Source organism: Vibrio sp. PNB23_22_6, assembly GCF_052877535.1.
The window spans coordinates 76037-88613 of the sequence record NZ_JBNFXP010000011.1 but is presented as its reverse complement, the minus strand read 5'-3'; the positions used below and the strand labels follow the sequence as shown (position 1 = coordinate 88613).

At 45.3% G+C, this 12577-nt stretch carries 12 protein-coding genes; 5 read left to right on the top strand and 7 right to left on the bottom strand.

Annotation, left to right across the window (positions count from 1 at the left end):
• Positions 1 to 192: 192 nt before the first annotated feature.
• Positions 193 to 1623, top strand: a complete 1431-nt coding sequence (gene lpdA, locus ACVA54_RS10910) for a dihydrolipoyl dehydrogenase (protein WP_099079843.1) — start codon at positions 193 to 195, stop codon at positions 1621 to 1623.
• 141 nt (positions 1624 to 1764) lie between these two features.
• On the opposite strand, the gene ACVA54_RS10905 is transcribed toward lpdA, so the two are convergent.
• Positions 1765 to 2379 carry a LuxR/HapR/OpaR family quorum-sensing transcriptional regulator gene (locus tag ACVA54_RS10905; protein WP_099079844.1) on the bottom strand — a complete coding sequence of 205 codons (615 nt, stop codon included), beginning with the start codon at positions 2377 to 2379 and terminating at the stop codon, positions 1765 to 1767.
• A 320-nt stretch (positions 2380 to 2699) separates the two neighbouring features.
• On the opposite strand from ACVA54_RS10905, the gene hpt reads away from it, so the two are divergent.
• Positions 2700 to 3230, top strand: a complete 531-nt coding sequence (gene hpt / locus ACVA54_RS10900) for a hypoxanthine phosphoribosyltransferase (RefSeq protein WP_099079845.1) — start codon at positions 2700 to 2702, stop codon at positions 3228 to 3230.
• 68 nt (positions 3231 to 3298) lie between these two features.
• On the opposite strand, the gene can is transcribed toward hpt, so the two are convergent.
• Positions 3299 to 3967 carry a carbonate dehydratase gene (can, locus tag ACVA54_RS10895; RefSeq protein ID WP_099079846.1) on the bottom strand — a complete coding sequence of 223 codons (669 nt, stop codon included), beginning with the start codon at positions 3965 to 3967 and terminating at the stop codon, positions 3299 to 3301.
• Between the two features lie 284 nt (positions 3968 to 4251).
• On the opposite strand from can, the gene ACVA54_RS10890 reads away from it, so the two are divergent.
• The 3 genes from ACVA54_RS10890 (at position 4252) to ACVA54_RS10880 (ending at position 7838) form a co-directional block, all read left to right on the top strand.
• The gene (locus ACVA54_RS10890) at positions 4252 to 5922 is read left to right on the top strand and encodes a SulP family inorganic anion transporter (protein WP_099079847.1); all 1671 of its coding nucleotides are present in this window, start codon (positions 4252 to 4254) and stop codon (positions 5920 to 5922) included.
• A 228-nt stretch (positions 5923 to 6150) separates the two neighbouring features.
• Positions 6151 to 7068 carry an ABC transporter ATP-binding protein gene (locus ACVA54_RS10885; protein ID WP_099079848.1) on the top strand — a complete coding sequence of 306 codons (918 nt, stop codon included), beginning with the start codon at positions 6151 to 6153 and terminating at the stop codon, positions 7066 to 7068.
• The gene (locus ACVA54_RS10880) at positions 7068 to 7838 is read left to right on the top strand and encodes an ABC transporter permease (RefSeq protein WP_099079849.1); all 771 of its coding nucleotides are present in this window, start codon (positions 7068 to 7070) and stop codon (positions 7836 to 7838) included. Before ACVA54_RS10885 ends, ACVA54_RS10880 begins: the two co-directional genes overlap by 1 nt.
• Before the next feature lie 68 nt (positions 7839 to 7906).
• Here ACVA54_RS10880 and panC read toward each other — a convergent pair whose 3' ends face one another.
• The 5 genes from panC to gluQRS form a co-directional block, all read right to left on the bottom strand.
• Positions 7907 to 8812 (bottom strand): pantoate--beta-alanine ligase, encoded by a 906-nt coding sequence (gene panC / locus ACVA54_RS10875; protein ID WP_099079850.1) that lies wholly within the window; start codon positions 8810 to 8812, stop codon positions 7907 to 7909.
• 11 nt (positions 8813 to 8823) lie between these two features.
• Complete coding sequence (gene panB, locus ACVA54_RS10870) at positions 8824 to 9618, bottom strand: 3-methyl-2-oxobutanoate hydroxymethyltransferase (protein ID WP_099079851.1); 795 nt, start codon at positions 9616 to 9618, stop codon at positions 8824 to 8826.
• A gap of 24 nt (positions 9619 to 9642) precedes the next feature.
• Positions 9643 to 10128, bottom strand: a complete 486-nt coding sequence (gene folK / locus ACVA54_RS10865) for a 2-amino-4-hydroxy-6-hydroxymethyldihydropteridine diphosphokinase (RefSeq protein WP_099079852.1) — start codon at positions 10126 to 10128, stop codon at positions 9643 to 9645.
• Entirely contained in the window at positions 10125 to 11492 is a 1368-nt protein-coding gene (pcnB, locus tag ACVA54_RS10860; protein ID WP_172438137.1) for a polynucleotide adenylyltransferase PcnB, read from the bottom strand. The genes folK and pcnB overlap by 4 nt, the downstream gene beginning before the upstream one ends.
• A 102-nt stretch (positions 11493 to 11594) precedes the next feature.
• The gene (gene gluQRS, locus ACVA54_RS10855; protein WP_119463527.1) at positions 11595 to 12458 is read right to left on the bottom strand and encodes a tRNA glutamyl-Q(34) synthetase GluQRS; all 864 of its coding nucleotides are present in this window, start codon (positions 12456 to 12458) and stop codon (positions 11595 to 11597) included.
• Positions 12459 to 12577 lie beyond the last annotated feature (119 nt).

Here is a 12577-nt window from a genome sequence, read left to right as displayed (position 1 = left end):
GGAGAATGAAAAGAGGCTTTTCATTGTCGAATTGTTGTCTAGCTCACAGGCTAAATTGATTTACTTTTCACACCATTAACATCTCTGTAAACTGATGCCGGTCTGAAATAACGGTTTATAACGAACTGACTTTAAATATAAAGAATCAATACTCACTCAGCCTGTTAGGGATAATGACTACAAGAGGTCAAAATGAGCAAAGAAATTAAAGCCCAAGTTGTTGTACTTGGTTCTGGTCCTGCTGGTTACTCCGCGGCATTCCGTTGTGCGGATTTAGGTCTTGAAACCGTACTAATTGAGCGTTACAGCACCCTAGGTGGTGTATGTCTTAACGTAGGTTGTATCCCATCAAAAGCGCTTCTTCACGTTTCAAAAGTGATTGAAGAAGCGAAAGCGATGGCTGATCACGGTGTCGTTTTTGGTGAACCACAAACAGACATCAACAAGATCCGTATCTGGAAAGAGAAAGTTGTAAACCAACTGACTGGCGGCCTTAGCGGCATGGCTAAGATGCGTAACGTGACAGTGGTTAACGGCTACGGTAAGTTCACAGGCCCTAACGCTATCCTTGTAGAAGGCGAAGGCGAGTCAACAACAGTTAACTTCGATAACGCTATCATTGCAGCGGGCTCTCGCCCAATCAAACTTCCGTTTATCCCGCATGAAGACCCACGTATTTGGGATTCAACGGATGCGCTAGAACTGAAAGAAGTACCAGAAAAACTGCTTATCATGGGCGGTGGTATCATCGGTCTAGAAATGGGTACGGTTTACCACTCTCTAGGTTCTAAAGTCGACGTAGTAGAGATGTTTGACCAAGTTATCCCTGCCGCGGATAAAGACATCGTTAAAGTTTATACTAAGCGTATCAAAGACAAGTTCAAGCTAATGCTTGAGACGAAAGTAACAGCAGTTGAAGCGAAAGAAGACGGTATCTACGTTTCAATGGAAGGCAAAAAAGCGCCAGCTGAAGCTGAGCGTTACGATGCGGTTCTTGTTGCTATCGGTCGTGTGCCAAACGGTAAGCTATTCGATGGTGAAAAAGCAGGTCTTGAAATTGATGAGCGTGGCTTCATCAATGTTGATAAGCAAATGCGCACTAACGTACCGCACATCTTCGCTATCGGTGACATCGTTGGTCAACCAATGCTTGCTCACAAAGGTGTGCATGAAGGCCATGTAGCGGCGGAAGTTATCTCTGGTAAGAAACACTACTTCGACCCTAAAGTGATTCCTTCAATTGCTTACACTGAGCCAGAAGTGGCATGGGTTGGTAAGACTGAGAAAGAAGCGAAAGCGGAAGGCATCAACTACGAAGTGGCGACATTCCCATGGGCAGCATCAGGTCGTGCAATTGCATCTGACTGTGCAGACGGTATGACTAAGCTTATCTTTGATAAAGAGACTCACCGCGTAATTGGTGGTGCTATCGTTGGTACTAACGGTGGTGAACTATTGGGTGAAATCGGCCTTGCAATTGAAATGGGTTGTGATGCAGAAGACATCGCTCTAACCATCCACGCTCACCCAACGCTACACGAGTCTGTGGGCCTGGCTGCTGAAGTATTTGAAGGTTCAATCACTGATCTTCCAAACAAAAAAGCAGTGAAAAAGAAAAAATAATTTTTCTTGAAGATTAAATGATAAAAACCGCTGATTCGTCAGCGGTTTTTTTATATCAGACATGTCAATAATAGTAGGTATAAAAAGCCCACCAATCGAGGTGGACTTGTCACACTTATTTGGAAGTTGGGGAGCGAAACCTTAGTGCTCACGGTTGTAGATACAAAGCATATCTAGGTATGAGTTTACTAGGTTCGTGAGTCCTACTTCGGTTTTTGAACGATTAGCTTGAACAAAAATTGAGTAACAAATGCCGTGGAATAGGTTAGCCAAATCTCCCGGTTCATGCTTATCGCACACTTCACCACGCTCAATGGCTTTGATGAACATGTTTTGCACCAACAGTTGGTTAGTATGGTTGGTAGTCACAAATAATGGCCATACCTCATCACGCGTTGATGCGCTCCATTCGAACCATACCTTTAGCCAGTGGCAATCTTGGCTGACAAGCTCAATCATTGCATTGGTGATATTGGCGATGTTTTCACGAGCGTGAAGATCTAAGTCAATGTTATCTGATAAGAAGTTAGAAAACTGACGTACCACATGATTCAACACTTCGTCAACCAAATCTTCACGAGTTGGGAAATAGTTAAAAACCGTCGCAACCGAAACTTGAGCAATGTCAGCAATATCAGCATGGCCACCACGGCCAATGCCACGACGAGCAAACACTTCTAACGCGATTTCCATTAGTTGTTGTTTACGTTTTATAGGTGAAAGCCTAGTACGAGGCCTCTTTGCAATAGAGTCCATATCCATTTTCCTTGCCATTGAGTTGATAATATTGGGGGTAATCCCCCTAATTGATTTTTTTTAATTATTACTTTAAGCATTGATGAGTCTAATGGTGCATATGTGCAAGGTCAATATTTTATGGTTAATTTATAGACAGCAATGTCATTATTGATGCGATATGCTGCTGGAAATGTCTTAAAATTGAGGCGTACACCAAACGGAGCGTGGATCAAGTATGCGACTTTTCACCCACTGATCGTGGTGATACACTACAGCCGCAAGACAGGGTGATCGTTTGCGTACGACTTACCTCAACCCACAAACAAATTGAGCACAGTATGAAACATACAATAGAAGTCATGATTTCTGAGCAAGACGTTCAGGAGCGAATTCGTGAATTAGGTAAACAAATTACAGAGCGTTACCAGAGCAGTGAAGATCTGGTGCTTGTAGGCTTGCTACGTGGTTCATTTGTATTTATGGCCGACTTGGCGCGTGCTATCGAACTGACTCACCAAGTCGATTTCATGACCGCTTCAAGTTACGGTAATACGATGGAAAGCTCGCGTGATGTTCGTATCCTAAAAGATCTTGACGATGATATTAAAGGCAAAGATGTATTGATCGTAGAAGACATCATCGATACGGGTAATACCCTAAATAAGATCCGCGAAATTCTGTCGCTACGTGAGCCAAAATCTATCGCAATTTGTACATTGCTAGACAAGCCATCACGACGTGAAGTTGACGTGCCAGTGGATTGGTTTGGCTTTGCGATTCCTGACGAATTCGTTGTGGGTGTTGGTATCGATTACGCTCAAAAATACCGCCATTTGCCATACATTGGTAAGGTTGTACCGCAAGAGTAATGATTGCGTAGGAACTTTGAAAATTAAAAAAAAGCGCCCTTTGATCTCAAAGGGCGCTTTTTTTAAACTCATCGACAAAGCAATTTTTTGTCGTCATTTAAAATAGCGGAAAGGGCTTTTTGATAGGAAGCTTCTACGGTTTCTTGCGAATGAGAACGAACGCCTAAGTATTCTAATCGGCCATCTTCAATACCATAAACCACGCCATGAATTTCGACATCTTGACCGCGTTCCCACGCATTTTGCATGATGGTTGAGTTGCCCAGGTTATAGACTTGTTCAGCAACGTTGATCTCCCCAAGTTTATCAGCGCGATCTTCCTGAGGCATTTGATCGAGGTAGGTACGGTGTTTGAAGTAGATATCTCGGATGTGGAGCAGCCAGTTATTAATGAGGCCAAGTTGAGGGTTGTCGATAGCAGCATTAACGCCTCCGCAACCATAGTGTCCACAAACAATAATGTGCTTTACCTTAAGGACATCGACGGCGTATTGCACCACAGATAGGCAGTTCAGGTCGGTGTGGATGACCTGGTTAGCCACATTGCGGTGAACAAATAACTCGCCAGAGTAAAGTCCAGTTAATCGTTCTGCTGGTACGCGGCTGTCTGAACAGCCAATCCAAAGGAAATCTGGTTTCTGGCCCTGTGCGAGTTTTGCAAAATATTCAGGACGATCCGATTTGATTTCTTCTGACCACTTTGAATTATTTTCGAATAATTGTTTAATTTCCGGCATCTGACAATCTACTTCCCTAAAAATCAAAAAGACCAACCACTCTCCAGTGCTAATAAAGCGATCAGCGCTGTAACTATACACAATGTTACAATTACGATCCCGATAAATATTCATCAAAGATGACTCATCTGACTAGTTCTCGTCGTTAAAATCATAAAATATGCAGCCATCATTCATTAAGCGAATAAGCCTATGTACTTAGAGGTTTTTTTTGCTTTTTTTCTTTATCAAAATATTTGGTAGATTGATATCATTTTGTATTTTTAATGCTGGGAGCAAATTCGATGTTCGGTCGTCGCTTTAAGGATATCAACCTGAAAGGGGATCTGTTTGGTGGTGTGACAACCGCCATTATTTCACTTCCTCTCGCCCTCGCCTTTGGTGTGGCTTCTGGAGCAGGTGCAGAAGCGGGCTTGTGGGGCGCAATTATGGTGGGGCTGTTTGCTTCACTATTTGGTGGTTCTAACACGCTTATTTCAGAGCCAACCGGCCCGATGACGGTGATCATGACGGCGGTATTAACCAGCATGATGGCCAAATATCCAGAAACTGGCTTGGCAATGACGTTTACTGTGGTCATGATGGCAGGGGCATTCCAGGTCGTGCTCGGTACGCTGAAGCTTGGTAAATACATCACATTAATGCCGTACAGCGTGATATCCGGTTTTATGTCTGGCATCGGTGTCATTCTTATCATCTTGCAATTATCTCCTCTGCTTGGACATGCCGCCCCTACTGGTGGCGTTATTGGCACATTATCGGCACTGCCAGATACCATCTCTAACCTTAAGTTCAGTGAGTTATTTTTAGGTCTCCTGACTTTAGGTATTTTGTTCTTCTTCCCGACGCAGTATCGTAAATATGTGCCAGCTCAGTTAGTGGCGCTTGTTGCGGTGACGTTGCTGTCGGTGATGTTGTTTGATGCTGAAGATATTCGCCGCATTGGTGAAATTCCAGGGGGATTGCCATCACTGGTTGTTCCGCATATTGACCCTGCGATGTTCACCGAAATGGTCATCGATGCATTGGTACTTGGAACATTGGGCTGTATTGATACCTTGCTAACGGCGGTGATTGGTGATTCCCTGACGCGTAAAGAGCATGACTCAGATAAAGAGTTGCGTGGTCAAGGCTTGGCGAACATGATCTCTGGCTTGTTTGGTGCGCTGCCCGGTGCGGGGGCAACCATGGGCACGGTAACCAACATTCAGGTGGGAGCGTGCTCGCCACTGTCCGGTGTGATTCGTGCGTTGATTCTGGCATTGGTGGTCTTGGTGGCAAGTGGCTTAACTGAGCCGATCCCAATGGCGGTGCTTGCAGGTATTGCGGTATATGTAGGTTTCAACATTCTCGACTGGAGTTTTATACAACGAGCGCATAAAGTCAGTTTTCCGGGTATGGTGATCATGTATGGCGTCATGCTATTGACCGTATTTGTGGATTTAATTGTTGCGGTAGGCCTTGGCGTATTTATTTCCAATATTATCATTATTGAGCGACTGAGCCGTGAGCAAGCCCGCCAAGTAAAAGCGATCAGTGATGCAGATGAAGACGATGTGCCACTAACGGACAGTGAACGTGGACTACTAGATAGTGCTAATGGCAAAGTCCTGTTCTTTTATCTGTCAGGCCCGATGATATTCAGTGTCTCTAAAGCTATTTCTCGTCAGCATACCAGCATTGCCGATTATGAAGTGATGATCCTCGATTTGACCGATGTGCCTATGATTGATGTGACCGTGGGACTCGCACTGGAGAATGCGATTAAGGACGCCCTAGATGCAAACTGTGAAGTGTATTTGTTGTGTCCCAACCTGCGCACGCGTGAGCAGTTAGAGAAGTTCCACGTGATTGACTTAGTGCCTGATGCGAATACCTACAAGTTCCGCTATGAGGCGCTAAATGCGGCAGTGAAGCATGTGGAACCCGACGAACACCGGATGCCAACCATGTAACTGAAGTCATTTATCTTTAAAGCGTTGTCAGAGCAATCTCGCGGCGCTTTTTTGTTAGAGCACTCATTATTTCCAATATTGCGGAAAGGTTTAATTGTAATCATCGTCATTCGACGATAGACTAATTCAACTTAAGTGCAATACCGTTGGTCGACGATTGCGTCAGCATGCGTTATTCCAATCGGCGTTGGCAATCACAATTCATGAACAGATGGCAATGAATACGCTATGTACGCATTAGAAATAGAACAGCTTCGCAAAACGTATGCGGGTGGCTTTGAGGCGTTGAAGGGAATTAGCCTTAAAGTAGAGAAAGGCGACTTTTACGCGCTTTTAGGGCCGAATGGGGCCGGTAAGTCGACCACGATCGGTATTATCGCTTCTTTAGTCAATAAAACCTCTGGCACCACAAAAGTGTTCGGATACGACATGGATACGCACCTTGAGCTTGCTAAACAGAATCTTGGGTTAGTGCCACAAGAATTCAACTTCAATCAGTTTGAGACGGTTGAGCAGATTGTAATACAGCAGGCAGGCTACTATGGCGTATCGAAAGTGCTGGCGAAAGAGCGGGCTGAAAAATACTTAACTAAGCTGGATTTGTGGGAAAAACGCAAAGAGCGTGCTCGTAACTTATCTGGTGGTATGAAGCGCCGTTTAATGATTGCACGAGCGTTGATGCATGAACCACAATTGTTGATTCTTGATGAGCCCACAGCGGGTGTGGATATCGAACTGCGTCGTTCAATGTGGGATTTCTTAAAAGAGATCAACCAAGAACAGGGCATTACGATCATTTTGACCACGCACTATCTCGAAGAGGCGGAAATGCTGTGCCGTAACATAGGCATCATCAACAAAGGTGAGCTGATCGAGAACACAACCATGAAGGCGCTCTTAGGCAAACTACGAGTAGAAACCTTTATCTTAGATGTGGAGTTCGATGGTGTCATGCCTACTCTGCAAGGTGTGAATAGCCAAACGATGCTTAATGGCTCATTGGAAATTGAGTTAGATAAGAGCCAAGGGCTGAACTCAGTGTTCAGTCAGTTATCTGAACATGGTGTCAAAGTGCTTTCTATGCGTAACAAAGCGAACCGTCTGGAAGAACTGTTTGTTAGCATCGTGCGTGGAGGTAACCAATAATGTACCTGTTATATTGGACCGCTTTTAGTAGTCTGCTAACCAAAGAAATCAATCGTTTCACACGTATTTGGGTGCAAACCTTAGTGCCACCGGCGATTACCATGACGTTGTACTTCATTATCTTCGGTAGCCTAATTGGCTCTCGTATTGGTGAAATGAATGGCTTCAGTTACATGGAATACATCGTGCCGGGTTTGATCATGATGTCAGTTATTACCAACTCTTATTCGAATGTCGCATCGTCGTTCTTCAGTTCTAAATTTCAGCGCAACATTGAAGAGCTGCTAGTGGCGCCAGTGCCAAACTACATTATCATCCTAGGCTTTGTGATGGGGGGGGTGGTCCGTGGTTTGTTAGTGGGCACCATTGTTACCTTCGTATCGCTGTTTTTTGTTGATCTGCAAGTGGATCACTGGGGCATTATTATTGCGACTGTCTTTATGACCTCTGTGGTATTTTCGCTGGGTGGACTGATTAATGCCGTATACGCAAAATCGTTTGATGATATTTCGATTATTCCTACGTTTGTATTAACGCCACTGACTTACCTTGGCGGGGTATTCTACTCGATTAGTTTGCTGCCTGATTTTTGGCAAGGGGTATCGAAGCTAAACCCCATCGTCTATATGGTGAATGCCTTCCGTTACGGTTTCCTTGGTGTTTCTGATGTGGGCATTGTGACCTCGTTCAGCGTACTGACTGTGTTCATCGTCGCGTTGTATGCCGTCGCACACTATTTGATCACTAAGGGCATTGGTTTGCGTTCATAGGCTGGGCGCTTCAAATTGATAAAAAAAGGTCGACCTAGCGTCGACCTTTTTTCATTTGAGCGTTCTGTTTACTCAGCGTTTGTTGAATTCGTTTCGTTTGACTCTGCTTCTTCTTTGCTTTCAACTGCTATATCAACGGTTTGGTTGTCAATTAGGCGTGCTTTTCCTAGGAAGGCCGACATTAAAATGACGGCTTGAGTCGTTTCTGCAGTGATCGATCGCAGTGTACGAGCGTCGCGAATGAAGATTTCATCTGGCAGCAGGCCGGCTGCACGTAGTTGGTCATTTGCATCTTCAACAATCGATGCATAGTCATCACGACCGCCACGCATTGCACTGCTGATCCAACGCATGGTGCGAGCCAATACCGGTGCGCGTTGTCGCTCATCGATCGTTAGCAGACCATTACGCGAGCTCATCGCAAGACCGTCCATTTCACGTACAGTTGGTACGCCAATGATGTTGATATCCATCGCCAGATCTTCGACCATTTTGCGAATCACAGCAAGTTGTTGGAAGTCTTTCTCACCAAAACATGCAACGTCTGGTTGAACGATATTGAATAGCTTGTTGACAATGGTCGTTACGCCGCGGAAGTGGCCTGGACGAGACGCGCCTTCAAGAATGGTAGACAGCCCAGGGACATCGACAAAAGTTTGTTTATCAAGCCCTTCAGGGTAGATAATTTCTGGTGTTGGAGTGAATACCACCTCTACCCCTTCGCCGCTCAGCTTGTTGAGGTCTTCTTCAAGCGTACGAGGGTAGTTATTTAAATCGTCTGCACGTTCAAACTGCATCGGGTTAACAAAGATGCTTACGACAACGACATCAGCGTATTCGCGCGCTTTACGAACCAGTGTTAAGTGGCCTTCATGAAGGTTACCCATGGTTGGGACAAATGCCACTTTACGACCTTCACGTTTAAAGGTTTTAATTTGTTCACGAACGGCTGAAATTTCCGCAAAAGTTTGCATGCATTTATCCTCTAGGCAATAGTATGAGCGTCGTCAGGGAATTCACCGCTTTCGACGTCAGCAATGTATTTTGCCACAGCAGTGCGCATATCTCCGGCTTCAGCAAGGAAGTTTTTCGAGAACTTAGGCATGTAGTTCGCTGAAATACCGAACATATCATGCATCACCAAAATTTGACCGTCAGTCACGTTGCCTGCACCGATACCGATCACTGGTACATCAAGTACTTGTGTAATGCGAGCTGCCAGTTCGGCAGGTACACACTCGAGTAAAACGATTTGAGCGCCGGCTTCTTGTAGTGCAAGTGCATCTTTAACCATGCGATCGGCTTTTTCTTGATCACGGCCTTGGATTTTATAACCACCAAAAATATTAACAGATTGAGGGGTCAGTCCAAGGTGCGCGCACACTGGTACGGCGCGTTCAGTCAGCATTTTTACTGTATCGACTAACCAATCGCCGCCTTCGACTTTTACCATATTAGCACCAGCACGCATTAACGTTGCCGCGTTTTCACACGCTTGCTCTGGTGTTGCGTAGCTCATGAATGGCATATCTGCCATCAATAGACAGTTTGGGCTGCCTGCGCGTACACAGCGCGTATGGTAAGCGATGTCTTCAACCGTTACTGGTAATGTGTCATTTTTACCTTGCAGAACCATACCTAGAGAGTCTCCGACTAATAGGACTGGCATTTCTTGGCTTTCAAATAGCTGGGCAAAGCTGGCATCGTATGCGGTTGAGCTAGCGAACTTACGACCTTCTTGTTTGCATTTAATCAGATCGTTAATGGTTATTTTTTTCATTGTTTTATCCTTACTAGGAGTTGGCTATGACTGCCAAATACGGAGGCCATTTCGGTCTACTCGTTCAAGTAGCGACGAGACCTCGGTCCCATCAGGGAGTTGTAAACTTGGTGCAATTTCCGCAAGAGGGTAGAGTACGAACTCGCGCTCTCTCATTCCATAGTGTGGAACTGTCAGTCTCTCGGAATTAATCACCTCATTGCCGTATAGAATAATGTCGAGGTCTAACGTTCTTGGCCCCCAACGTTCGTCTTTACGGACACGCCCTTGCTCTTGCTCAATTGCTTGGGTGCAATTAAGTAACTCAAGGGGCATCAAATTGGTATTGATTGCTACTACGGCATTGATGTAATCCGGCTGATTTTGCGGACCCATCGGTGTGCTGCTGTATAGCGAAGAAGCCTGAATAAACTCTGAATTGGGTAGAGTTTTGAGTGCCTCGATCGCGACGTTTGCTTGGCTGACGGGATCAGCCAAGTTACTGCCTACCGCAATGTATGCTGTGATCATGATTTAGGCTTACTTTTTTTCTTGCGATAGGTTTTACGGCGACGAGGGCCAGACTTTGGTGATTGGCCATCAAGGTCTGCTGCCATCGCTTGACGCATTTCACGCCCAGCATTTTGGAAAGTTTCCCACCATTTGGCAAGCTTCTGAGTGTCTCCACCTTCAATTTCACCGCGCATTTCAAGGAAATCAAAGCCAGCTCTAAATTTATTGAGCTCCATCAGACGAGATGCGCGCTTACCATTGCGTCGTGGAAGACGTAATTGTAGCTGCCAAATTTCTCGAATGGTGGCGGTATGACGACGTGGAATGGCAATCGTGCGAACTTGATCATCAAGGATGATGTTACTTGCTTCCATTATCGCATCGTAGTGGCATAGGTTATGTTGCTCCATTAGCTTGTCAGCGAGGGCACATAGCGGGTACCACAGCATCGCAGCAAACATAAATGCTGGATTGATGCGTTTACCTTCTTCGATACGAATGTCTGTTGAGTCCAATACCAAATCCAGCATTTGCTCTGTATGAGATTCGTAATCTTCAGTGAAGTGTTCAGAAATCGCAGGGAACAGCTGTTGGAATAAGTTGTATTCACGTAGCAGGTGGTAAGTCTCTAGGCCGTGACCTGCTTGAAGCAGCTTTAGTGACTCTTCGAATAGACGTGCTGACGGGATGTCACGCAGTAGTGGCGCCATCTCTTCGATTGGTGCTGCCGTGTCTTCTTCGATGTCGAAGTCGAGTTTTACGGCAAAGCGGACCGCACGCAACATGCGCACTGGATCTTCGCGGTAACGAGTTTCAGGATCACCGATCAGGCGAATAAGACGATCTTCTAAATCTTCAATCCCACGAGCGTAATCGTGAATTGAGTAATCTGCGATGTTGTAGTACATCGAGTTTATCGTGAAGTCGCGACGTTCGGCATCTTCATCAACGGTGCCGTAGACGTTATCTCTTAACAACATCCCTTCTTTTGATTGCTGAGAGATGTTTTTATTTTTTTGCTCTTGGTGGTGACCACGGAAGGTGGCGACTTCGATGATGTCTCGGCCAAACATAATGTGGGCAAGACGAAAACGTCGGCCAATCAAGCGGCAGTTTCTAAACAATTGCTTGATTTGCTCAGGTGTTGCGTTAGTCGCAATATCAAAGTCTTTGGGCTTTTGTCCTAGCAGTAAGTCTCGAACCCCGCCACCCACAAGAAAAGCATCGAAACCAGCACCATTTAGGCGATATAGTACCTTCAGTGCATTATCACTGATGTGCTTACGCGAAATGTTGTGCTCTTCACGAGTTATTACATTGAGAGCGAGCTCTGGGATAGTGGCAGGTTCGCTTGTTGTACAGTCGTTTGTATTCATGTGCATCTGGCAATTACTGGGTTTAATCCAATTTTGCTTTGGTTAGTTATCTAAGCCTCAAGGGCTGATTTTGCGGCTAATAATAGCCTACACGGTGCCATTTGAGAATCACGGCGTGATTTCTATCTCTAATGGAAGCTGTTCTAAGCGCCAATTTTCGCATCCCCAACGTAGAATGTCGTTGAGATTCGCGGACTTAATATGGCCTGGTAGATTAAAACCTAAAAACCTCATGGCATGCAGCAAAGTTGGTTTTGGGTCATTGATATCAATGGCTGTCGCATGATTCTGCTTTGACAGCTTATTACCGTTAGTGTCCATCGCCAACGGCAAATGTAAGTAACGTACCTCAGGTTGTTCCAGAATTCGGTACAAACTGATTTGGCGGCCGGTGGGCTCAATTAAGTCAGCGCCGCGAACGACCTCGGTGACGCCTTGATCAATGTCGTCTAATACTACCGCAAGATTATAAGCAAATAACCCATCGCGACGTTTAATAATGAAATCTTCATTCACTAAGGCTGCAGGAATCGCTATTCTACCGTGTTTCTGATCTAAGAAACTAGCGATGGGCTGGGTCATTTTTAGGCGGATTGCGCCTTCTTGCAAGCCTTTGTCGCGGCAAGTGCCTGGATAATAGCCACCATGTTCTTTAATTTGCTTACGCGTGCACTGGCAGTAATAGGCATCGCCGTTGGCTAGCCAAGCGTCAATTTGTGCTTGATAAAGGTCGTGTCGTTCACTTTGATACACGACGTCCCCATCCCAAAGCAAGTGGTAAGCTCGTAGTGCTTGTAAGATGGCTTCAGAAGCACCGGGCATTTCTCTAGGCGGGTCGAGATCTTCAATTCGGACTAACCAATCACCATGGTTTGCTTTCGCTTGGAAGTAACTACCCAGAGCAGCAACCAGTGAACCAAAATGTAATGGGCCTGAAGGGGATGGGGCGAATCGACCTACGTAGCGTGTCATGCGTGTGTATCTCAAGGTTATACCAAGCGTAGTATGTAGTGGTTTATTCTAGCTGATGAAAATGCTCGATAATGGCGTTAAAAATTTCGATATTAGAATAACTCGTTATCGAAAATTTT